This is a genomic window from Lysobacter sp. A421 (assembly GCF_054052145.1).
Genome location: NZ_JBSVRL010000002.1, coordinates 437,326 through 459,891, shown reverse-complemented (window position 1 = coordinate 459,891; position 22,566 = coordinate 437,326). Strand labels below are relative to the sequence as shown.

The window sequence follows — 22,566 nt, the reverse complement described above, 5'->3', positions numbered from 1 at the left end:
AAGGGGCGATCAGTGCGGTGGCGGCCGGACAGCGGTCAACCGGGCGCGATCAGGCAATCGACCAGACGGCGCACGTCGTCGAGCGCCTCCAACCGGTCGAGCAGGGACAGCAGCTCGGCGCGACGTGCGGCGTCGAACGGCCGCGCGGCGTGGTCGAGGCAATGGTGGAACTTGGCCAGTTGCTGCTCGCGCGACAACGGCCGCTGCGGCGAGCCAAGCGCGGCATCGCGGTGGTTGTGCAACTGCGCGCCGGTGCGGAGTGTGACGACCAGGCTCTGTGGTACCAGCGCGTTGGGGTCGTCGCAGGCGTTGGGCACCACCTGCAGCTTGCCGGCAAATGCGGCGCGACGCGGATCGCCCAGCTTGGCGGCGGCGTAGGTGTCCAGACCAACCCGCCCATCGATCATCAGGCTCGCCACGAGGTAAGGCAGGCACAGGCGTGCATAGCTCGGCGTCAGCCCGTCCACGTAAGGGCGGGCGACCAGTCGCCGGACCAGCGGTGGCGCTTGCAGCTGGATACTTTCGATGTCGTCGAGTTCAAGACCTTCGCGCTCGCGCAGTTCGCCCAGCATGTCCAGGCAGGCATGCGCGGCGCCGCCGGTCGGGAACACCTTGTGGCTGATCTGCTCGACCTGCGATTGTCCGGCGGCCAATGCCGCCAGCGCGGGCGCGGTGTCGTAGGCGCCTTCGATCAAGGGCAGGTAGCCGAACGGGCCTTCGAGCCAGTCGCGCGGCGCGGGGAAGCCGTGGCTCGCCAGCGCCCATGCGGTGCTCGCGGCACGCCCGTTGAGGCCGATCTGCAGGGCCAACGTCGGCGAGCCTTCGACATGCGCCTGCATGGTGCCCGACAGGTGGCTGTAGGTCAGTCCCAGCGCCCGCTGCAACGTTTCCGCATCGGCCTGGTGGAGGTGGGCGATGCCGGCCGCCGCGCCCAACGCACCGCACATCGCGGGACGGAAGAAGCGCATCGGCGCGCGGCCGCTGATGCCGATCAGGGTGGCGACATCGACCGCAATCGCGACCGCGGTGATCAGGCGCTTGCCGTCGATCCCGCCGTGCTGTTCGGCGGCCGCCACCAGGGTCGACAGGATCACCGCCATCGGATGCACGACTGCGGGCATGTGCACGCAGTCGAACTCCTGGTTGTGGATCTGGAAGCCGTTGACCAGCGCGGCGCTGGCGGTGGGCAGTGGCTCACCGGTCACCCAGACCCGCGCTTCGTTGCCGCTGCCCAACGCGGCGGCAGCCGCACGCACGTCGGTGGTCAGCGGCACCTGCGGACCGGAGCCGGCAATGCCGACGGCGACCGAGTCCATGATGAACTTCTTCGTCGCGGCGATCGCGGCAGGCGACAGGTCCTTATAACGCAGCGTGGCGGCGTGGGCAATCAGCGGTTCGGTCAGCCGTGGCATCGGGTTAGGTGCTGTCGTGGTCATCGTTTCACTCCGGCCAGCGCGACGCGCAGGGGCTCCAGCGACGCGGCGGTTGGCAGCGCGCGCACGGCATCAAACAACGCAGCCGCCACCTCAGGCGATACCCCACCCCATTCGGCCAACGCCAGCGCCTTGGCGCCGATCGCGGCGTCCTTCATCGGGCACTCCGGGTCGCCCCAGGCATCGGTGCGGGCTGCATGCAGGCGTCGGCCATCGGTCAGCAACACGGTTGCGGTAGCGCCGTAATGATCGGGGAAGCGGGCACTGCAGGCGGGGTCCTCGCTTACCGATACGCGCTCGCGCATGGCGCCGATGGCCGGGTCGTTGAAGGTATGCGGAAGGTAATGCGACAACTGCGGCCGGCCCAGGCAGGCGATGGCGGCGACCGCATGCTGCAGGCTGAACTTGGCCTCCAGCTCGGTGGCCGGATGCGGCCGATCGCAGAACCGCAAGGCCTCGGCGTAGGTGGTGATCTGGATGCTCGCAAACGCCTCCACGGGCAAATCGCCGGCCTGGCGCAGGGCATCGAGCATCGCATCGACGGCGGGGTGCGCGTGCCGGCAGGCGGGCCAGGGTTTCAGGCTGGTGGTGTGGATCAGCCAGTCCGGCTCGGCGGCCAGCACCAGTTCCGGCCGTGCGTCGGGTGCGGTGGCGGCGAACAGGCCCTGCTCGCCTTCGAGGATCGCGCGCGGTCCACGCAAGCCGGCTGCCGCAAGTTGCGCAGCCAGCCAACCGCTGCGCGCGGCCTCGGCGTTGTGGATCGATTTGGTCGGCACCGGTTCGTGGCGCATCTGCCACAACCCGCCGGTGCGGCTGCCGGCAGTGCCCAGTGCGTCGGCGGTCGCTTCTGCGTCCAGGCCCAGCACCGATGCCGCCGCCGCGGCCGCGCCGAACGCGCCAGCAGTGGAGGTCGGATGCCAGTAGCGGTAATGCCCGCGCCCCAGTGCGCGGCCTATGCGGATGGTGGCCTCGTAGCCGCGTACCACTGCGTCGAGGAACTGTTGCGGCGAAGCGTCGCTGGCCTGGCTGGCCGCCAACGCGACCGGGATCACCACCGGGCCGGGGTGCAGGATCGCGCCTCGGTGCACGTCGTCCATTTCCAGCACGTTGCCCAGTGCGGCATTGATCAGCAGCGCGGAGGCCGGATCATGCTGGCCGGCCGAGATCGCGGTCGCATCGCCCATAGGCAAGGTGTCGACCAGCCCGGCCAGTTGCCCTGCCAGTGGCGAGCGCAGCGCGCCCAGGCTGCAGCCCAGCCAATCGAGCACCAGCGCGGCGGCACGATGGCGCGCGGCGGGGTCGACCGGCCGCAGCAGGTGCACGGCCAGTGCGGCGGTCAAGCTGGAAGCCTGCCGGGTCATCGCGCGTCAACCAACACGGGCACCTCACTGCATGGGATGGGGCTGGATGGGCTTGCACCGCAGCAACGCCGGTTTTGGTCGTCGCTGCATGGCAGGCCGTTATCAGCAGGGTATCGGACTTTGTCCGGACATATCATATGATCACGATTCCGCAGACCGCAAACGCCATGTGGCTGTCTCGCAACCCACCCCCACGATAAAGCTTGAACAACCCCGTGCCCGAACTGCTCAATGCCAGCACCATCTTCGACTATCTGCGCCCCGGCGCGGAGGTGTACACGCCCGGTTGCGCTGGCCATTCGCTGTTGTTCGAGTCCTGGTTGCGGCAGGCCCCGGAGCGCTGTGCGCAATTGCGCTTCACCGGCGTGCACATCCCCACCGTCAACCGGTTCGACTTCGCCGGACTGCACCCGCAGGCACGCCAGCGCACGATCTTCCTGAGCAGCGAACTGCGCGAATCCTGGCTGGCGGGCCGGGTCGATTACCTGCCGATGAGCTATTCGGCCACCTGGCAATGGCTGGCCGAGGACGCGCGCTTCGATGTCGCCCTGATCCAGGTCGCGCCGCCGGACGACGACGGTCAGTGCTCGCTCGGGATCGCCTGCGACTTCACTCCCGCCGCCTGGCCGCGCGCGACGAAGGTGTTGGCCCATATCAATCCGCGCATGCCGCGCACGCACGGGCCATCGATTCCATGGTCGCGCATCGATGCGGCGATCGAGCACGACAGCCCGTTGCTGGAAGTCCCCGACTCGCCGGCCGACCCGGTGATGGACGCGGTGGCCGAGCGGGTTGCGGAACGGGTGCCGGACCGCGCGTGCCTGCAGCTCGGCCTGGGCCGCCTGCAGTCGGCGGTACTGCGCGCGCTGCGCGGCCGTCGGGGCCTGCGACTGCATACCGGGATGGTCTCTGATGGACTGCTCGGATTGATCGAGGCCGATGCACTAGCACCCGCGCCCGACGCGGTGGTCGCCGGCGTCGCGCTGGGCAGCCAGGCGTTGTATGACGCGGTGGCCGGACGGGTTCAGTTCCGCGACGTCGGCCACACCCATGACCACGGCGTGTTGCGCGCCATCCCGCGGATGACGGCGATCAACGGCGCGCTGTCGGTCGACCTGCTGGGACAGGTCAACGGCGACTGCCTCAACGGCCGCCAGATCAGCGGTGTCGGCGGCCTGCCGGACTTCCTGCGCGGCGCGCGGCAGGCACCCGACGGACGCGGCATCATCGCGCTGCCGGCAGCCACGCCCAAGGGCCAAAGCCGGATTGTGTCAATGTTGCCTGCGGGTCCGGCCAGCGTGGCGCGGATCGACGCCGACTGCATCGTGACCGAGCATGGGGTAGCGGACGTGCGGCACCTGGACATGCACGCCCGCGCCCGCGCCATCATCGCGATCGCGGATCCTGCTCACCGCGAATCGCTGGAACGCGACTGGCACGACATCGCACAACGACTTTGACACGTACCTCTGCAGCCCGAACACCTGAAGGACTTTCCGGAATGACCGCAAACGCGAAGCAACGCAGCAAGCCCCGTTATGCCGAACTCGGTGATCTGCTGCAGGCGGGCATCGAACGTGGCGACTACCCGGTGGGCAGCCTGCTGCCTACCGAGCTGGAGTTGTGCGAGCGCTTCCAGGTCAGCCGGCATACCGCACGCGCCGCATTGACGCAGTTGATCACCGCCAAGCTGGTGCAGCGTCGACCGGGTTCGGGCACCCGCGTCATCGCTCAACGCGAGGCGATGCGTTACGAGCACGAGATCGACACCGTCGACTTGCTGATGCAGTACGGCAACACGACCCGGCTCAAGGTACTCACCGGCATCCGCGAGATTGCCGACGCGGCGATGGCGGCGCGGCTGGAGATCAGCAAGGGCAAGGAGTATCTGCACCTGGTGGGCCTGCGACTGGAGGAACCCAACCGCGAGCCGATTGCCGTCACCGAAATGCTCGTCCCCGTGCGCACCGGGGTGCCGGCCGACAAGCTGCTCGACCCGGCCACCGCAGCGCGCGCCGTGGCCAGCTTCCTGGACCCCGCGCGTCTGTCGCGGGTGGAGCAGGTGTTCGATGCGGCCTCATTCAGTGCCGACGAGGCCAAGTTGCTCGGGGTCAAACGCAGCGAGCCGGCGATGCGCGTGCAACGCCATTACCGCGACCCCACCGGACGACTGCTGATGCTGGCCATCAGCAAACATCCGCCGGGTCGCTTCGCCTACTCGATGGTGCTGTCGCGCAACCACCGCTGAGCGATTACCGCAGTTGTCTACTTGCGGAACAACAGCTTCAACACCGCCGGGCGCAATGCCATGCGCATCAGCTGGCGAAACTCGGCCGGGCTCAGACTGGTCGTGCACGGCAGCATTCCGGCGACGCCCTTCATCACCAGCAGGCCGTCCTGTGCATCGACCTCGTTGATGCGCACGTCCAGCTTCATCGCCGGGGTGACCACCTTCATGCCGGCACCTGCGCGCTTTGGTTTGCCGCCTCGCTCGCAGCCTGCCAGGACGTAAGCGCGACGATGCCGCGCCCCGCCGCGCGACCGGAGATCATCGCCTCGGTCAGGTAGGAGCCGTTCTGGTACAGGTCGGAGAACATCGAGCCCAGCTCGCCGGCCTCGTACAAACGCGGGATCGGTTTGCGGTCGTGGCCGAGCACCTCGGAATGGATATTGCGACGTGCGCCACCGCCGGTGCAGACGATCACCGGATCGACCTTGACCGCGTAGAACGGGCCTTGCGCGATCGGGTACAGCGTGTCCGGATTGCGGCTGAAATCGTTATCGCGTTGCTGCTCACAGGCGGCGTTGTAGCGCTCCACTGTCTGCTTCAACTTGGCCGGGTCGCGACCGATCTTCGCTGCCAGTTCCTCGATGGTGTCGGCCTGCTCGATCCAGCCCTTGGCGATCTCGGCGCTGTTGTCGTCGCTCCAACGGTAACCGCCGACCACCGGGTTCCAGCTCATCACCTCGACCACCAGCTTGTTGTGCTGGCAGGTCACGGCGTCAAAAATCATGTGCACCGGCTGGGCGCGGTAATGCGGGGTATCAACCCAGTGACCGTGCTTCTTTTCCTTGTAGTGGGTGAGCTGCAGTTCGGCGGTCTCGTTGTAGAACCGCACGGTCTCCGCGTCGATCTCGATCCAGCTGAAGCTCTGCCAGAAGAACGTGCGCAGGAACGCGCTGTCGAAACCCGGCGGCTTGAAGCCCGGCCAGATGCCACCGGACTGGCCCTGGTTGCGCAGGTGCCACAGGTCGGCGCCGGCCTTCTGCAGGATCTTGATGCCGTCGCCAGTGTTGTGCGGCGTGCCCAGCGGATGCGCCTCGGCCAGGCCGAAATAATTGCGTTGCATGTCCGCGTTGGCCTCGAAACCGCCGACCGCCATCACCACGCCGCGGTTGGCGCGGATCGCCTGGCGCTGGCCGTCAATCTCGACGATGACGCCGAAGACTTCCAGCGTGTCGGGATCCTGCACCAGGTCCTTGAGCGGGGTTTCGTAGGCGATCTGGATGCGCGGACGCAAACGGACGTTCTCGCGGAACGCCAGATACACGCCCGAAGGGATCGGCAGGATGGTGGCGGTGCAGTGCACGGCCTCGCGCGCGCCGAACTCGGGGAACTCCAGCACCGCATCGCGCTCGCTGAAACCGGTGCCGTGGATGTACTGGGCACCGGCCTGGGCGGCCCGCTCCTGGATCCACGGTTCCAGCGCGACCATCGCTTCCGACCACGGCACCAGCATGTCCTCCGGGATCGGGTTGGCGGTGCTCATCTTGCGCTGGTATTCGGCCAGCACCTCGGCGTTTTTCGAGATCAGCAGCGACTGGCCGGCCACCCGGCTGTTGCCGCCGGACTCGGCTTCCGGCGCCTTTTCAATGATCAGGATGCTCAGCGCCGGGTCGAGGTCATGCGCCTCGATCGCCGCGCACATCCCGGCCAGGCCGGAGCCGGCGATCACCAGATCGAATGTCTGGTCCCACTGCGTAACGGAAGACAGGCTGGCCATGGGATTCCTCATTGAATGGAGGGTCCGACTATCGCCAGCCGCCACCGCGAGCGCCAACCAATTCGCGGGCCATCCACAACCATGAGTTGTAATGTATTAGCCTTGGGCGATGGACCTTCGCCAGCTTCGTTACTTCCTCGCCGTCGTCGAACACGGCAGCTTCACCCGCGCCGCGGCGATGACCGGACGTACCCAGCAGGCCCTCAGCAAGGGCATCCAGGCGCTGGAGCAGCAACTCGGCGCGCGCCTGTTCGAGCGCGGCGCGCGCGAGGCGCGGCCAACCTCGGTAGGCCGCCTGTTGCTGGACCACGCGCGCGCTGCGGATGAAGCCGTGCGCAGTTTCGAGGACCGCCTGCAGGAGCTGCAGACCGGTGCCGAGGGCGAAGTCCGGATCGGCACCGGGCCGACCGCGGCGGGTTCGCTGGTGGCACCGGCAGTGCTGGCGCTACGCCAGCAGTGGCCGAAGATCGGCGTGCGGGTCAGCGGCGGGGTGCTGCCCGAACTGCTGCCGGCCCTGCTGGCACGCGAGATCGACGTGGTGATCGCGCTGGACACCATGAACCAGACCGACCCGCGCCTGCACCGCGACCTGCTGGTCCAGGACGAGTACCGGATCATGGCCAGCGCGCGGCATCCGCTCGCCGGCCGCACCGGCATCGTTGCCGCGGAACTGCTCGAACACCCGTGGGTGATGGGCCGACGGCTGGGCGCGGTGGAAGTCGAATTCCGCCAGCGTTTCGCCGATGCCGGCCTCGCCCCGCCGCCGCAGCCGGTGGAGTCCGCGTCGCTGGATTTTCTGCGTGGGCTGGTGCGCGAAGGCGGCTATCTCACCCTGCTGCCCGCACGCCTGGTCCACGCCGAGCTGGTATCGGGCGAATGGGTCTGCTTGAAAGCCCCCGGATTCCGCTGGCAGCGCCCGCTGATGATCTACACCCGCGACGGAGAACCGCAGTCAGCACCCCTCGCGCGACTGCTGCAGGCACTGCGCAACGCCGCCACGGACGTGCGCGCGTTGGACGAATAGGCCGCCTACCCCAGCACACCCGGATTCATCAGGCCCTTCGGATCGAGCTGGGCCTTGATCGCGTCCAGCATCGCCAGTGCGGCCGGGTCGCGGCCTTCGCGGTAGGTGTAGAACTTGCCGATCTGGAAGTTCGCGGCACCATGCGCGCGCATGGTGTCGGCGATCTTGCGCTTGAGCGCGTCGGCCGCGGCGCGGGCTTCCAGGTGCTCGCCGGGGCAGCCGATCTTGGCGCGATGGTCGGCATCGACGGTGCGCACGTGGAAGGCGTTGTGCGAGTCGGGCCAGTAAATGCACGGCTCGATCAAGGTGGCCTGCGCGCCGACGGTGGTCATCAGCGTGCCGATGAACAGCCCGTGCTTGTCCATCCCGGCCTTCTCGGCGGCGAACAGGTCCTGCAGCGCATCAAACAGTTCGGTGCTGCGCGAGTGCGGGACGATGGCGTGGATCGGTGCCCAGCGCTCGCCGGCGGAACCGAGCATCGAGTTCTTCGCCGCGAACGGGTTGGCCGCCATCACCTTCGGCACGCTGTTCTCCACCTCGTGGCCGAACGCCGCCACCGCCTTGCGGGCGGCCTCCACGCGCGCGGCGATCTCACCGGCCGAGTCGGCTTCCAACGTGATGTGCAACGTAAACAGTTCCGGATCGAGGAAGTCGCGGCCCTTGGTGACCAGCTTCAGGCCCTGCATCAGCCCGCCCTTGCGGATCACGTTGCCCAGCGTCTTGACGTCGGAGCCGAGGCTGGCCCGGCGCATGCGGATCTGCGACAGGCTGGGATCGAACGCGGCGACTTCCGACGCCAGGCCGGCGCGGGCCAGCGCGCCCATCGCACCCATCAGGCCGGCGGCGTCCTGGAACTGCCAGGACAGGTAGTCGATGTGTTTGTGCTTTGGCAGCAGCCGCAGGCTCGCGCGCACCTTGATGCCGAGCAGGCCGCAGTCACCGAGGAACACGCCGGTCAGGTCCGGGCCGTGCCAGCGGAAGAACGGCGCGGCATTGCCGGACGCGGCCGAGCCGGTGCGCAGGAGGTCGCCGTTGGCTGTGACCACCTCCACACCCAGCACCGCGTCGGCCGATGAGCCATAACGGCCCGAGCCATGGAACACGCTGCCCTGCGACAACGCCCCGCCGACGGTGGCGTGCGAGCCGGACATCGGGCCGAAGTACGGCGTGCGCACGCCCTTCGCATCCAGCGCCTGCCGCAGCGCTTCCCAGGTGACGCCGGCCTCGACCACCACATAGGCGTCCTCGACGTTGATCTCCACCACCTGGTTCAGGCCGGTGGTGTCAACCAGCACCGTCGGTTGCCGGGTGGCCAGATAGCCGCCGGTGTAGCTCATGCCGCCACCGCGGGCGATCAGCGTAACCCCGGCCGCTGTCAGCTCCGCCACCGCGACGGCAAGTTGCTGCGCGTCGGTGGGGCGCAGTACGGCCAACAGGGGCTCGCCCTGCGAATAGACATCGGTGCCGAAGTATTCCAGCTCGACCGGGTCGGTGATGACACCGTCACCCCAGCGGGATTGCAACTGGGCGATGACGTTTTCGGGGGAGAGTGTGGTGCTCATGGGGGTGCCCTCGGATGTGAAGCCGGCCAACGCACTGTGCGCTCGCGGCGGCAGTGGTCAGGAATTAATCAGGGCAGCTGCACGGCCCATATAGTCGTCAGAGGCTGCGGAAGTCCCCGCTCCCAGCGGGACTCCCAGCGCGGCCAGTCTGGTCGCCAGTCCGGGCCAGGTGGCCTCGCGGAACATCGGCTCGCAACGCGCCCCCAACCGCAACAACTCGACCACGTTGTCGTTGACCTGGCTCGAGACCGGCGCGGCGACCAGGCGCCGGGCAGCCGCCGACGGGACCAGCCACGGCCACAGCAGATGCCGTTCGCGCTCCCACTGCCAGGCTTCATCCAGATGGCCGCCCGCACGCAGCACCCGCGGATCGGGCAGCTGCGCCAACAGGGTCACGGCTTCGTCCGCCTCCAGCAGCCACGGCCGGTGCAGCACGATCCGCTGCAGGCGCGCACCCAACTTGACCGCCAATGCCGGCACGTAGCCGGCCGCCGCGCCGTGGCTTTCGATCGTGATCGGCAATCCGCCATCCGCAGCTTCCAGCGCCACCAGGATCGCGGTGACCATGGTCTCCACGCCAAGGTGCGCATCCACCTCCGATGAGGCGCCGTGGCCGGGCAGTTCCGGCGCCACCACGGCCGCCGTGCCCGCGTCCAGCGCACGCGGCGACAACGGCCGCTCGCCCGGCGAGTGCAGCACCAGCCTCAACGATTCAACCCCGGTGCGCGACCACACGGCGACGTCGCCCACCGCGCAGGTAACGATGCGGCGCGACCAGTCGGTGCCGCCAGGTACGCCGACGTCGCTGCGCGTCAGGTCGGCCGCCGCTTCACCGGCCAGAACGCCGGCAAACAGCGTGTCCATGCGCGTATGCATGCCTGCGATGCCATTCTCCTCGACCTCCACCTGCACGTTGTCCGGCAGCACCGGCAGGCGCGGCAGGTGGGCGAGCAGTGGATCGCCGTGGCGGAACACCAGCAAGGAGGGCGGCTGCAGCTTGGACAGAAAGCCGTGCTCGACATGCCGGAACGCCGCGCCGTAACCGGCGCGGTACGCATCGCCGACCTCGAGCACATCCATCACCGCCTCGTGGGTACTGGCAGTGGTGTGCGGATCGATCGCCATCCCCGCCTGGGCGCTGCCGTCGTACCAGGGGAAAAAGTACTTCTGCTCACGCATCCGCGACCACAGCCAGCGCAGGTGCGAGCCGTCCCACGCCGGCTCGAACGGCGGCAGGTAGCGGTCACCATAGATCGCGCCTTCCTCCTGCGTGAAGGCCGCATAGCCATCCACCACCAGCGCGCTGACCCGGTCCGGATATGCCGCCGCAACCTGGGCGGCTACCAGGCCGCCGGTGTGCATGCCGAACACGGCGAAACGCGCGATCCCCAGCGCGTCCAGCACCTCCACCGTGGCCTGTCCGAGATCGGCGATGGACGGTTTCGCAACCGCGAGCGGATCAGAGTAGCCAAACCCCGGGGTGTCCGGCGCGATCACCGTGTAGCGGCCGGCGAAGCGCACGATCATGTCCAGCCACATCCGCGAGTTCTGCGGTGATTGGTGCAGCAGCACCAGCGCCGGGCCGCTGCCGGCATGGCGCAGGTGTACGTGGCGCTCGCCGATGCGGACGAAGCGGCGCTGTACTGGCGTACTCATGGCGCCACCCGCACCAGCGCCACAACCTGCCGTATCTGCTCATGATCTGGGGGGGTAGCCATGCACCACTTCCTGGTCGTTACGGGACGATCACGCAATCGCGTCCGTTCCCGCAGCGCGCTCCCTACCGCTGCCGAAAGAGGAATCAGTGCGGTAAAAAGCCGGCGTTAATTGTCCGGACATTTGTCAATGTACCCGGATTATCTTCGCTCGCCAACGGTGACGTCTCGATGGCCCAGCAGTCTGGCTGATCGGTGGGATCCGGACGCCAATCCTTTCCAGCAGGTCGGTGGACACGGGCAAGGGCGCGAGCAACCAAGACATTTCCGAACGGCACCAAGCCGCGTTGGATCAATCACACGGGCTTGGCAGTTCAGTTGGTGGGCCCACCAGGACTCGAACCTGGAACCAACGAATTATGAGTTCGCTGCTCTAACCATTGAGCTATAGGCCCGCATCGCGGAGTGCAATTGTAGCCTGCGGAAAAGCGAAGCCCCGCACTTGGCGGGGCTTCGGGTAGCACGGGGACCGAGTTACGTTTTGGCGCGGCTTACTCGATGTCGAGGAAGCTGCGCAGTTGCTCGGAGCGGGTCGGATGACGCAACTTGCGCAACGCCTTCGCCTCGATCTGGCGGATCCGCTCGCGGGTGACATCGAACTGCTTGCCGACTTCCTCGAGGGTGTGGTCGGTGTTCATGTCGATGCCGAAGCGCATGCGCAGCACCTTGGCCTCACGCGGGGTCAGGCCGGACAGCACGTCGCGGACGGTTTCGGTCAAGTTGATGTTGACCGTCGCCTCCACCGGGGACTCCACGTTGGTGTCCTCGATGAAATCGCCCAGATGGGAGTCCTCGTCGTCGCCGATCGGGGTTTCCATGGAGATCGGTTCCTTGGCGATCTTCATCACCTTGCGAACCTTGTCCTCGGGCATCTCCATTTCTGCGGCCAACTCTTCCGGCGTCGCCTCGCGGCCGTACTGCTGGAGCATCTGGCGCGAGATCCGGTTGAGCTTGTTGATCGTCTCGATCATGTGCACCGGGATGCGGATGGTGCGTGCCTGGTCGGCAATCGAGCGCGTGATCGCCTGGCGGATCCACCAGGTGGCGTAGGTCGAGAACTTGAAGCCGCGACGATGCTCGAACTTGTCCACTGCCTTCATCAGGCCGATGTTGCCTTCCTGGATCAGGTCAAGGAACTGCAGGCCGCGGTTGGTGTACTTCTTGGCGATCGAGATCACCAGGCGCAGGTTGGCCTCGACCATCTCGCGCTTGGCCTTGCGGGCCCGGGTCTCGCCATAGGCCATGGTGCGGCTGATGTCGCGCAGGTCGCCCAGGGTCATGCGCATCGCCAGCTCGGTGGCAATGGTGGCCTCCTGCTCGGCGATGATCTGGTCCTTGACGTCACGCAGGCCGGAGGCCCACTTCTGCTTGCGCTTGAGCAGCTCGTCGACCCACTCCAGGTTGGTCTGGTTGCCATCCCAGGAGCGGATGAAGTCCTTGCGCGGCATCTTGGCGACGCGGGTCGACAAGTCCAGGATCCGGCGCTCGTGGCGCTTGATCTCGGCCTGGGTGTCGCGCATGTTCTGCACCAGCGCATCGATCAGCGGCAACGGCAGCTTGAGGGTGACGAACACTTCGGCCATGTCCTCGCGCAGCTTGGTCACGGACTTGTGGCTCGGGCCGTGCTTGGCGTAGGCCTTCTCGAACTTGGCGTACAGCCCGCTCAGGTACTCGAAGCGACTGGTGACCTCGGCCGGATTCGGGCCGGTCGGGCCGTCATCGGCGACGTCCTCGTCATCCTCGTCCTCGTCGTCATCTTCGTCGGCATCGTCATCACTGCCCTTTTCGGCCTGCCTGGCCGCTTCCCTTGCTTCCTTGGCGGCCTGCTTTGCGGCCCGCGCCTCTTCCCTTGCGGCCCTGGCGTCCAGCTCCTCTTGCCGTTCTTCCGGGCTGATCGACATCGCCTCACGCGGCGGCGGGGCCACGGTCGGGTCGTTGAGCTGATCCAGGAAGCCAACCAGCAGCTCGGCCAGGCGCTTCTTGCCCGCCTTGTGCAGCTCGTAATCCTGCAGGATCAACTCGATCGTGCCCGGGAACAGGCCGGCCGAAGCCTGGACCTGGTTCAGGCCATCTTCGATGCGTTTGGCGATCTCGATCTCGCCCTCGCGGGTCAGCAGGTCGACCGTGCCCATCTCGCGCATGTACATGCGCACCGGGTCGGTGGTGCGACCACCTTCGGCGTCGAGACTGGTCAATGCGGCCGCAGCTTCCTCGGCGGTGCTTTCGTCCACCTCGCGGGCACTGGCGCTGCTGTCGCCAATCGACAGCGTGTCGGCATCGGGTGCAACTTCGTGCACTTCGATGCCCATACCGTTGATCATCGCGATGACGTCTTCGATCTGCTCTGCATCGACGATATCGTCGGGCAGGTGGTCGTTGACCTCCGCGTAGGTCAGGTAGCCTTGTTCCAGGCCCTTGCTGATCAGCGATTTGATATCGGACTGGGGAGCCTGACGTTCGTTTGCCATACGGCTGCGCCACCATGTAATGGGGAGGAAGGAACCTTCTATTATACCAGTGTCTGCCGCCACCGCCTGAAAGCAAGCTGTGGCAGGGGATGGCGCCGGGGATCAGGCCCGAAGGAGGAAGCTGACCGGGCCATCATTGACCAGACCTATCACCATATGGGCACCGAAGCGGCCGGTTTCCACCCCTGCAGGGTGCCCGGCCCGGCAGGTTTGCAGCAATTGGTTGAACACCGGTTCAGCCAGATCGGGCGCTGCGGCGGTGCTGAAGCCCGGCCGCATGCCACTGGAGGTATCCGCGGCCAGGGTGAACTGGCTGACCAGCAACAATCCACCCCCGGTATTGCCCAGGCTCAGGTTCATGCGGCCCTGCTGGTCGGCAAACACCCGGTAGCCAAGCAGCCGCTCCGCCATCCGCGCGACCTGCGCGCCGCCGTCCCCGGGTTCAATGCCGACCAGCGCCAGCAAGCCCGGGCCGATGGCCCCGATCAACTCACCGTCGACGTGGACGCTGGCCTGGGTGACGCGCTGGATGAGGGCAAGCATCGGCACACGATACCGACCGTGACGTGGCCGGGGTAGCTACACTGCCGCCGATGACGACTTTTGTTGCCCACTTGCTTTACCTGATGGCCGCCGCGCTGACCCGGCTGCCATGGCGGTGGCTGTATCGGCTGGGTGACGCGTTGGCGGCGCGAAGCCTGCGCGCCAACAGCTGCGCAGCGCGGGTGACCGCATGCAACCTGGCCTTGGCCTACCCCGAGTTGCTACCCGCTCAGCGCGACCAGCTGCGTCAATCGATCCTGCGCAATACGGCACGGCAACTGGTCGAGACGCTGCGGCTGTGGACCCGCCCGCATGCGGAGAACCTCGCCCTGATCAGAGAGATACACGGGGCGGAACACCTGGATGCCGCACTCGCGACCGGCAAGGGCGTCATCATCGCCGCGCCGCATCACGGCAACTGGGAGCTGTTGAACCAGTGGCTCGCCTCGCGCACGCCGTTGGCGATCCTGTACGCGCCGCCGGACTCGGCGATTGGCGAGGCGTTCCTGCAACGGGTGCGCGCCGATGACGGGGCTGCCGCGCGGGTTACCCAGGTCCGCGCCGAAGGGGCGGGGGTGCGCCAGTTGTTCAAGCGGCTGGCCCGTGGCGGCGTGGTCGGCATCCTGCCCGACCAGCAGCCCAAGCTGGGCGACGGTGAGTTCGGCCCGTTCTTCGGCGTCGAGGCCCTGACCATGACCCTGCTCGGCCGGCTCGCCGCACGCAGCGGCGCCACGGTGGTGGTCGCCTGGTGCGAACGGATCGACGGTGGCACCGGCAACGAGGGGCCCCGGTTCGCCCTGCATATCGTGCCGGCGCCCGCCGCAGTGGCCGACCCCGACCCCAAAGTCAGTGTCACTGCGCTCAACGCCGCCATCGAGCGCGTTGCACGGCGCGACCCGGCGCAGTACCAATGGACCTACAAACGTTTCTCGCGGCAGCCATCCGGTAGCGGCGAGGAGAATCCGTACTGGCCGGAGTGCTACCGGCGCTAGCGTAGGCCGGCGCCACCACGGCCAACCAGGGGAATCCCGATGCACAGGCACTCACGATGAGCCACGACCCGGCGACCGGACCGGTCGAACCCGTTGATTCTCCTGATCGGCCCGGGCGACCGGACGTGTCCGCGTGGCAGCCATTACCGCCGCGCTCGCGGGCGTTGTTCCTGCTCGGCACGGTGCCCGCGCTCGCGCTGGCGGGATTGGCCCCCTTCGCGGTGATCGCCGCCGTTATCGAGTTGTCCTTGGCTGCGACGATCGCCACCGCGGCGCTGGGGGCCGCCCTGGGCGGCGGATTCGGCCTGTGGCTGGGCTTGAAGCAGTACCGCCACACGTTCTGGCGACTCGATGAAAACGGCTTGGCGCTGCGCCGTGGAAGACTGTGGCAACACGAGACCCGGGTGCCGGCGAGCCGGGTCCAGCACCTGGACATCAAGCGCGGTCCGCTGCAACGCCGCCGCCAGCTGGCGACACTGGTCGTCCACACCGCCGGGACCCGCCACAGCGCGATGACCGTGCCCAACCTGGACGCGGACGATGCCGAACGGCTGCGTGACCGTCTCGGCCATCAGATCGACGACGGCGACGATGACTGACGCCGAGCCAGGCCACGCCCCGGCGGAGACCTCGCTGGACAACGCCAGCGACGTCGAGCACCGGCTGCACCCGATGTCGTGGTTGTTCGTGCTGCTGGCACAGCTCAGGCAATTCATCGTGCCGCTGCTGGCCCTGCTGGTATTCGGCGGTGGCGGCTCCAGCGGCTACGGCGACAGCGCGTGGTGGCCATTGATCGGCGTCGGCGCGCTGGCGCTGGTGTCGCTGTGGCACTACTTCACCTACCGCTACCGCGTCGGCGAGGATGCGTTGGTGGTGCGCAGTGGCCTGCTCGAGCGCAGCCTGCGGGTGATCCCGTTTTCCCGCATCCACAATGTCGCCTTGCAGCAATCACTGCTGCATCGGTTTTTCGGCGTCGCCGAGGTACGGCTTGAATCGGCCGGCGGCACCAAGCCCGAGGCCGAGATGCGTGTGCTCAAGCTCGACGATGCGTTGGCGCTTGAGGCACTGGTGCGCCGCCGTGCCCGCTCCGGCGCCGGCACAATCGCGCCCACAGCTACAACGGCCCGCGCCACGTTGCTGGAGCTGCCAATGGGTGAGGTGTTGCGGCTGGGACTGGTGTCCAACCGCGGGCTGATCCTGCTGGCGGCGGCATTCGGCGGTATCACCCAGTTCAACGGTGAGCTGGTGCCACGCGTGTTCGAGCAATGGGGCGAGACGTTGTTTGGCTGGGCCGGCGAGCGCCATTTTGGCGCGGCCGAGTTTGCACTCGCCGCGGTCAGTCTGGTGCTGCTGGTGGTGCTGCTGTTGCGGCTGCTGTCGGTCGCCCTGGCGTTGCTGCAGTACTACGGCTTCCGGCTCAGCGAGCAGGATCGCCGGCTGACCGTCGAACGCGGCCTGCTGGGCCGCTGGCGCACCAGCGCATCACGCCGCCGGATCCAGGCGGGAATCCTGCACGAGGGGTTGATGCACCGCTGGCTGGGGCGGCAATCGTTGAAGGTCGACACCGCCGTGGCCGAGCAGCAAAACCGGTCGCGTGCGTTGCGCGATATCGCGCCCATTGCCACACCGCGACAATGCGCCGACCTGATCCACAACCTGCTGCCGCGCGGGCAGTGGGACCAGCTCGACTGGCAGCCGGTGCCGGTGATCAGCTGGCTGCGTCGATGGCTGCCGTCATTGCCGCTGACATTGCTGGCCGCTGCGCTGCTGGGATGGGAATTTGGCCTCTGGGGCCTGCTCGCGCTGGCGTGGCTGCCGTGGGCCGCCTTCAAGGCACGAAGGCGTGCGGCGTGGGCCGCCTGGGCGCTGGGCGACGAGCTGGTCGCGGTGCGCGAGGGTTGGCTGGACCGGCATTGGCGGTTTGCCGAGATCGACAAACTGCAGGCGCTGCTGTTGTCGCGCAATCCGCTGGACCGCTATTGCGGTACCGCTTCGGTGTGGCTGGACACCGCCGGTGCCGGCGCGACGTCGCTGCCATTGCGGATCCGGTTCGTGCCCGAAGCGCAGGCGGTGGCGATTTACCAGCGACTGTCCGGCGAGTTGGCGCATCGACGACTGCGCTGGTGACACTGAGGTTGTGACTCAGCCGCCACGCAAACGCGCCAGCCCTCACCAACTGCGGTTGTGATTCAGCCGCCGCGCAAGCGCGCCAGCCCATCACGGTAGAACGCTTCAACCTGCGCCAGCTTGGCCTCGATCCGGAACTTATCCATCGGGTAATCGATCCGCTGCTGGCCCTGCGCGCACATTCGTTGCAGGCTGCCGGCCAATGCGCCTGCATCGTCAATCGGCACCAGCGCGGACCGCAGTTGCGCGGACAGGTGCTGGGCACCCTGGCTGGCCGTCGCGACGATCGGCAGGCCCGCTTCCATCGCTTCCAGCAACACCAGTCCGAAGGGTTCACGCCGGGCGGCACTGACGAAACCGTCAAACGCGGACAGCCAGTCTTCCGGCCGCTCCGCGAAGCCGGGCATCAACACCTCGGCGCCCGCCTGTTTGCGCACCGCATCCCAGGCGCTGCCCTGGCCGACGATGGCCAGGCGCGCGTTCGGCAAACCAGCGCACTGGAACGCCTCCACCAGCACATCCAACCCCTTGCCCGGCTCGACCCGACCCAAGGCGCCAATCAGGAAAGTGTCGTCGCTGATGCCGTGCTCGGCGCGCAACCGGGCGCGTGCGCCGGCGGCAGGCGGGCGCGGCAGGGTCCAGTTGTCGACCTGGACCGTGCGCTCCCGCAGCCCATCGGGGATATCGGCCAGTTGCCACGGCGCGATCGCAATCAGGCCATCCAGCGGCGCGTGTTGGCGCGTTTTGTAGCGGATGTGCAGGGTCGCGACGCGCAGGCAGCCGCCGACGTCCAGGCCATGCAGCGCGCGCGATCCCGCGCTCAGGTGGGCGTGGGCGACGTCGGGCCGCAAGCGCCGCAGCAGCCGCCGCGCCTGCAGTGACGGCAACAGGTTCCCGACCACTTCGACCTTGACCCGCGGGTCCACCCGATGGGCGATGGCATCGGCGCGCCCGTCGGCACCATCGCGACGCAGGACCAGCGTCACCTCGTGCTGCGCGGACTGCGCGGCGGCCAGCTCCAGCGCGTGGCGCTCGCTGCCGGCAAAGCGGCTGGTCAGCAGCAGGTGGACGATGCGCATTATTGCGGCCCCCAGTACTTCAGGCGACGACGGATCTTGGTCTTTCGCCACAGGTTCAGCGGCTTGCGGCGCAGGCGGGCAACGCCGCCCTGGGCCAGGAAGTCGTCGACCGCGTCCAGTGTGCGTTCGCTGGAGCACCCATCCGGGTAAGGATGGAGGCGCTCGGCAAAGGCGCGGATCGCCGCCAGCAGCTCCGGCGGTCGTGACAATGCCCGTTCGATCGCCGGCTCGAACTGCGCCGGGTCGTTGATATCGATCAGCTGCGGCCCCGGCCGACGGTTGCGGAAGGTCACCACCGGCTTGCCGGTCAGCAGGAACTCGCTGAGCGCCGAGGAGGTGTCCGAGCACATCATGTCGACCTGCGGAAACAGCTCGAGGATGTTGTCGTTGTCGGCGAAACGCAGGTTCTCGTTCTCCAGCGCCCGGTACTTCGCGATGACCTGCGGGTCGGTCTTGGGATGCAGGCTGACAATCCAGCGCCAACGCCCGTCGCGCGACAGCCGCCGGACCTGGTCGTAAAGGATCGGCGCTGCACTCCAGGACGGCGAAAAGGTGGAGTGGTAGAGGATCACCGGAGGCTCGCGCACGGGTGGCAGCGGTCCCTCGATGGCCTTCAGGAACGGGTCGAGCTTCGGCCAGCCGGTCTCGGTGACCTTGAAGTAGCCCAGCTTGTCGGCGAGCGCCTGGAACGCCCGCGTGTCATCCGGGCCGGTCGTGCAGTACAGGTCGAAGAACGCGCGGATGTAGATGTGTCGCGGCTTGCCGGCATCGAAGCCGTGGAAGGTCTGGACCTTCACCCCGGGGAAGAAGTGCGGCAGGGCGTTGCTCGAAGTGAATATGGCGATCGGGTTCCAGTCGCGCACCTCGGCAACGCTGCTGAGCAGGCGCTCGCCTTCCACCAGCTCGTCGGCGCCGGTGCCGTCACTGTCGAAGAACCACGCCGCCTCGCCGCCACGGGCACGGATGGCGTCCTGCAAGGGGCGCAGGATGGCCAGGGCGTAGCGGACGGACCCGTACAGCAGATAGCGTTTCGACATCAGGACTCCCTTGCCTCTTCCACCAGACGCTGCCGGAACGCCAGATCCATCGCTTGGAATCGAGAACGCGCGCGTGCGCCCATCGCCTCGCGCTCACTGGCGGGCAGCGCCAACAGACGGTCTACCGCCGTGTCCACGCCCTCGACGTCCACGTAGTAGCGCTTCGCCAAGCCCAGTTGACCGACCCGGGCCGGCGCGATCAACAGGCCATGGCCGGGCTCGATCAGCTCGTTCATCGGCTCGCCGTCAACCGTCAACGTCACCGCACCCACGCTCATCGCCTCGGCCAGGCAGTGCCCGAACCCTTCGGCCTCCGACGGAGAGATATGGAATGGATAGGTATTTTGCAGGCGCCGCAGCTCGCCGTCTTCGATGTGGCCGATGCGGTGCTCGATATTGTCGGCAGCCGGGCCGGGGCGGGCGGTTTTCCTGCCTTGCACCACGACCAGTTTCGGCCAGTCCGGACGCCGCCTCCATGCCTCGAGGAGCACCTCGGTGCCTTTGACCGGGCTGCGACCGGCCAGATGGAAGAACCCGGGTTGGCGCTGCACCGTGGCGTCCATGCGGTCATCGCAGGTGAAGCCGATGAAGGCGGTCTGGCTGCCGAGGTCCGCGAAGATCCGTTGGGCGTGGCGGGTCTTGCACAGGACCTGGTCAAAGCGCGGCAACACCGGCAACCACCGGTCCCGGAACCATTCCGGATTGGGAATCAGCCAGTTGCGTTTCGCCAACCCCAGCGACAACGGATAGACATGCTCCAGCGAGATCTGCAGGTCGGCGCGACCTTGCCAGCTGCGTGCGACCCACATACCCGCCTGGCGCAGGGTGCGGATGCCTTTTTCATTGCCAAAACCCACCACCTCGACGGTATTGCCGGCCCGGGCGAGCAAGCCGGCGACCAAGGTCAAGTCGCGACTTAGACCGGCGCCGTTGTCACGGCCGAGGATGCGTACCAATGGCATGACGGGCTGTCCTCAGGCCTTGCGCAAACGCGCGTAAAAGAACCCATCCATGCCGCCCTCGCCCGGCAGGCGTTGGCGGCCCGGTCCGCTGGTATGGCCGAAACGATCGTCAAGCGGCTCGTCGCTGGCGTCCGGGGTGCGGGCGAGGAATGCCGCCACCTGCGCCTCGTTCTCACTTTTGAGGATCGAGCAGGTGGCATACAACAGCACGCCGCCGGGCGCGAGCGTTCGCCACAGTGCGTCGAGCAATGTCGCCTGAAGGGCCGTCAATGCCACCAGGTCGGATTCGCGCCGGTGTATCAGCACGTCGGGCTGGCGCCGGACGATGCCGGTCGCCGAACACGGCGCATCCAGCAGCACCGCATCGAACGGCACGCCATCCCACCAGGTCGACAACGCCGTGGCATCGGCGGCGACCAGGCGTCCGCGTCCGGCAAGGCCGAGCCGCGCGAAACCGGTACGCATGCGGCGCAGGCGCGCCGCGTTGATCTCGACCGCCACCAGTGACAACGCCGGGTCGCGTTCGAGCAGGTGCGCGGCCTTGCCGCCCGGCGCCGCACAGGCGTCCAGCACCCGCGCACCCGATGCCAGCGCGAGTGCATCGGCCACCTGTTGCGCCGACCCGTCCTGCACCGAGACCGCCCCAAGGTCGAAGTCCGGCAATGCCGCCACCGGCACGCCGACCTCCAGTCGCAGCGCATCGGGCAATGACGGATCGATGGCCACGTCCACCCCGGTTGCCCGCAAGCGCTCGGCGTAGGCGTCACGACTACCGCGCAGCGCGTTGACCCGCAGCCACATCGGCGCCGGCTTGGCGCTGGCTTCCAGTATTGCCGGGGTCTTGTCACCCCAGTCCTGCTGCAACCGGTCGCGCAACCACGGCGGCCAATGCGCGCCGGGATCGACGGCCGGCAAACCCTCACGCTGGGCGCGGCGCAACAGCGCATTGACCAGCCCGGCGTGATGCTCGTGTCCCAGCATCCGTGCCGCCTCGACCGTGGCGGCAACCGCCGCATGGGCGGGCAAGCCGAGCGGATCGAGCTGGGCGAAACCGGCGTACAACAAGGTGCGTACCTTGGCATCGCGCTTGGGCAGCGGACGCGAGAGGAACCTCGCCAACGCGGTCTCATACCGTTGCGGTTGGCGCAGCACGGCGAAACAGATGGCCTCGACCAGGGCACGGTCACGCGGATCCACCAGCGGTGGCAGGGCGACCGCCAGCTCGGCCTTCAGCGAGCGCCCGCGATGGAGCACCGCATCAAGCACGGTGGCGGCGATGGCGCGGGGTGCGGCGCCGTGACTCACGCCGGCTGCGCCACGGCGGCGGTCGCGGGGATCATCCGGTTCTCAGCTCGGCGCGGCCGTTGAGGTAATCGGCCGCGGTCATCGCCTTGCCGCCGTCGCGTTGCAACACCCGGATGCGCAGGGCGCCTTCACCGCAAGCGATATCCAGGCCATCGCGGCCGGCGGCCAGCAACGTGCCCGGCACCGCGTCGTGCGCCAACGGCAACGCGATCGCACCATGCAGGCGCAATCGTTCGCCGGCCACCTGCGCCTCGGCCATCGGCCACGGATTGAAGGCGCGCACCTTGTGGGCCAGCTCGACGGCCGGGCGCGACCAGTCCAGCCGGGCCTCGGCCTTGTCCAGCTTGTGCGCGTAGGTCACGCCGGTATCGGCCTGCGGCTGCGGTATCGGACGGATGCCGGCACGCAACAGGCCAAGGCCGTCAGCCAACACCTGCGCGCCCAGCTCCGCCAGGCGGTCGTGCAGCTGGCCACCGGTTTCGTCGCTACCGATATCCAGCGTCAGCGACAGCACCACCGGACCGGTGTCCAGGCCTTTGTCCATCTTCATCAGGCACACGCCGGTGCGCGTGTCATCGGCCTGGATGGCGCGCTGGATCGGTGCCGCCCCGCGCCAACGCGGCAACAGGGACGCATGCACGTTCCAGCAACCCTGGGTGGGGATGTCCAGCACCGCCTGCGGCAGGATCAGGCCGTAGGCCACCACCACCAGCAAGTCGGGCTTGAACGCGGCCAGCGCCTCGCGCGAGGCCGGCGACTTGAAGTTTTCCGGCTGCACCACCTCGATCCCGCTTGCCAACGCCTCGCGCTTGACCGGCGACGGCGCCAACCCGCGGCCACGTCCGGCAGGGCGGTCGGGCTGGGTATACACGGCGACCACTTCATTGCGCTGCGCGGCGGCGCGCAAGCTGGGCACAGCAAAATCCGGGGTACCGGCGAAGACGATTCTCATCG

At 67.8% G+C, this 22,566-nt stretch carries 19 protein-coding genes and 1 tRNA gene; 6 read left to right on the top strand and 14 right to left on the bottom strand.

Annotated elements, in window-relative coordinates; all coding sequences use genetic code 11:
* Nucleotides 1–35: 35 nt before the first annotated feature.
* A complete protein-coding gene (locus ACW7G6_RS07490; protein ID WP_456997922.1) occupies nt 36–1,436 on the bottom strand; it encodes an MmgE/PrpD family protein in 1,401 nt (466 codons plus the stop codon).
* Complete coding sequence (locus ACW7G6_RS07485; RefSeq protein ID WP_456997921.1) at nt 1,433–2,773, bottom strand: MmgE/PrpD family protein; 1,341 nt, start codon at nt 2,771–2,773, stop codon at nt 1,433–1,435. Before ACW7G6_RS07485 ends, ACW7G6_RS07490 begins: the two co-directional genes overlap by 4 nt.
* Before the next feature lie 224 nt (nt 2,774–2,997).
* Between ACW7G6_RS07485 and ACW7G6_RS07480 the strand changes: the two genes are divergently transcribed.
* Together ACW7G6_RS07480 and ACW7G6_RS07475 are read left to right on the top strand one after the other, a co-directional pair.
* Complete coding sequence (locus tag ACW7G6_RS07480) at nt 2,998–4,254, top strand: acetyl-CoA hydrolase/transferase family protein (RefSeq protein ID WP_456997920.1); 1,257 nt, start codon at nt 2,998–3,000, stop codon at nt 4,252–4,254.
* Nucleotides 4,255–4,295: 41 nt separating this feature from the next.
* Nucleotides 4,296–5,042 (top strand): GntR family transcriptional regulator, encoded by a 747-nt coding sequence (locus tag ACW7G6_RS07475; RefSeq protein ID WP_456978064.1) that lies wholly within the window; start codon nt 4,296–4,298, stop codon nt 5,040–5,042.
* Between the two features lie 17 nt (nt 5,043–5,059).
* On the opposite strand, the gene ACW7G6_RS07470 is transcribed toward ACW7G6_RS07475, so the two are convergent.
* Together ACW7G6_RS07470 and ACW7G6_RS07465 are read right to left on the bottom strand one after the other, a co-directional pair.
* A complete protein-coding gene (locus ACW7G6_RS07470) occupies nt 5,060–5,251 on the bottom strand; it encodes a hypothetical protein (protein WP_456978063.1) in 192 nt (63 codons plus the stop codon).
* The gene (locus ACW7G6_RS07465; RefSeq protein ID WP_456978062.1) at nt 5,248–6,798 is read right to left on the bottom strand and encodes an FAD-dependent oxidoreductase; all 1,551 of its coding nucleotides are present in this window, start codon (nt 6,796–6,798) and stop codon (nt 5,248–5,250) included. The genes ACW7G6_RS07470 and ACW7G6_RS07465 overlap by 4 nt, the downstream gene beginning before the upstream one ends.
* Nucleotides 6,799–6,907: 109 nt before the next feature.
* Here ACW7G6_RS07465 and ACW7G6_RS07460 point away from each other — a divergent pair, with 109 nt between their 5' ends.
* Nucleotides 6,908–7,822 (top strand): LysR family transcriptional regulator, encoded by a 915-nt coding sequence (locus tag ACW7G6_RS07460; RefSeq protein WP_456978061.1) that lies wholly within the window; start codon nt 6,908–6,910, stop codon nt 7,820–7,822.
* Between the two features lie 5 nt (nt 7,823–7,827).
* Here ACW7G6_RS07460 and ACW7G6_RS07455 read toward each other — a convergent pair whose 3' ends face one another.
* The 5 genes from ACW7G6_RS07455 to dtd all read right to left on the bottom strand — a co-directional run bounded on the left by ACW7G6_RS07455 (nt 7,828) and on the right by dtd (nt 14,110).
* Complete coding sequence (locus ACW7G6_RS07455; RefSeq protein ID WP_456997919.1) at nt 7,828–9,384, bottom strand: FAD-binding oxidoreductase; 1,557 nt, start codon at nt 9,382–9,384, stop codon at nt 7,828–7,830.
* Nucleotides 9,385–9,441: 57 nt separating this feature from the next.
* Nucleotides 9,442–11,040: an alpha/beta hydrolase gene (locus ACW7G6_RS07450; RefSeq protein ID WP_456997918.1), complete on the bottom strand. Its 1,599-nt coding sequence runs from the start codon at nt 11,038–11,040 to the stop codon at nt 9,442–9,444.
* Nucleotides 11,041–11,418: 378 nt separating this feature from the next.
* Nucleotides 11,419–11,494: transfer RNA gene (locus ACW7G6_RS07445), tRNA-Ile, on the bottom strand.
* A 96-nt stretch (nt 11,495–11,590) separates the two neighbouring features.
* Nucleotides 11,591–13,567 carry an RNA polymerase sigma factor RpoD gene (gene rpoD / locus ACW7G6_RS07440; RefSeq protein ID WP_456978058.1) on the bottom strand — a complete coding sequence of 659 codons (1,977 nt, stop codon included), beginning with the start codon at nt 13,565–13,567 and terminating at the stop codon, nt 11,591–11,593.
* Between the two features lie 102 nt (nt 13,568–13,669).
* Nucleotides 13,670–14,110 (bottom strand): D-aminoacyl-tRNA deacylase, encoded by a 441-nt coding sequence (gene dtd, locus ACW7G6_RS07435; protein WP_456997917.1) that lies wholly within the window; start codon nt 14,108–14,110, stop codon nt 13,670–13,672.
* A gap of 50 nt (nt 14,111–14,160) precedes the next feature.
* Here dtd and ACW7G6_RS07430 point away from each other — a divergent pair, with 50 nt between their 5' ends.
* The 3 genes from ACW7G6_RS07430 to ACW7G6_RS07420 all read left to right on the top strand — a co-directional run bounded on the left by ACW7G6_RS07430 (nt 14,161) and on the right by ACW7G6_RS07420 (nt 17,229).
* Nucleotides 14,161–15,102 carry a lauroyl acyltransferase gene (locus tag ACW7G6_RS07430; RefSeq protein WP_456997916.1) on the top strand — a complete coding sequence of 314 codons (942 nt, stop codon included), beginning with the start codon at nt 14,161–14,163 and terminating at the stop codon, nt 15,100–15,102.
* 56 nt (nt 15,103–15,158) lie between these two features.
* Nucleotides 15,159–15,701, top strand: a complete 543-nt coding sequence (locus tag ACW7G6_RS07425; RefSeq protein WP_456997915.1) for a PH domain-containing protein — start codon at nt 15,159–15,161, stop codon at nt 15,699–15,701.
* Between the two features lie 73 nt (nt 15,702–15,774).
* The gene (locus ACW7G6_RS07420) at nt 15,775–17,229 is read left to right on the top strand and encodes a PH domain-containing protein (RefSeq protein WP_456998137.1); all 1,455 of its coding nucleotides are present in this window, start codon (nt 15,775–15,777) and stop codon (nt 17,227–17,229) included.
* Nucleotides 17,230–17,291: 62 nt separating this feature from the next.
* On the opposite strand, the gene ACW7G6_RS07415 is transcribed toward ACW7G6_RS07420, so the two are convergent.
* From ACW7G6_RS07415 to fmt, 5 genes are read right to left on the bottom strand one after another with little or no spacing between them, the layout of a single operon-like run.
* Complete coding sequence (locus ACW7G6_RS07415; protein ID WP_456997914.1) at nt 17,292–18,308, bottom strand: glycosyltransferase; 1,017 nt, start codon at nt 18,306–18,308, stop codon at nt 17,292–17,294.
* The gene (locus ACW7G6_RS07410) at nt 18,308–19,345 is read right to left on the bottom strand and encodes a CDP-glycerol glycerophosphotransferase family protein (protein WP_456978053.1); all 1,038 of its coding nucleotides are present in this window, start codon (nt 19,343–19,345) and stop codon (nt 18,308–18,310) included. The genes ACW7G6_RS07415 and ACW7G6_RS07410 overlap by 1 nt, the downstream gene beginning before the upstream one ends.
* Nucleotides 19,345–20,307, bottom strand: coding sequence for a glycosyltransferase (locus ACW7G6_RS07405; RefSeq protein ID WP_456997913.1), 963 nt, complete (start codon nt 20,305–20,307; stop codon nt 19,345–19,347). The genes ACW7G6_RS07410 and ACW7G6_RS07405 overlap by 1 nt, the downstream gene beginning before the upstream one ends.
* A 12-nt stretch (nt 20,308–20,319) precedes the next feature.
* Entirely contained in the window at nt 20,320–21,612 is a 1,293-nt protein-coding gene (gene rsmB, locus ACW7G6_RS07400; protein ID WP_456997912.1) for a 16S rRNA (cytosine(967)-C(5))-methyltransferase RsmB, read from the bottom strand.
* Between the two features lie 31 nt (nt 21,613–21,643).
* A complete protein-coding gene (gene fmt / locus ACW7G6_RS07395; protein ID WP_456978050.1) occupies nt 21,644–22,564 on the bottom strand; it encodes a methionyl-tRNA formyltransferase in 921 nt (306 codons plus the stop codon).
* Nucleotides 22,565–22,566: the final 2 nt, after the last annotated feature.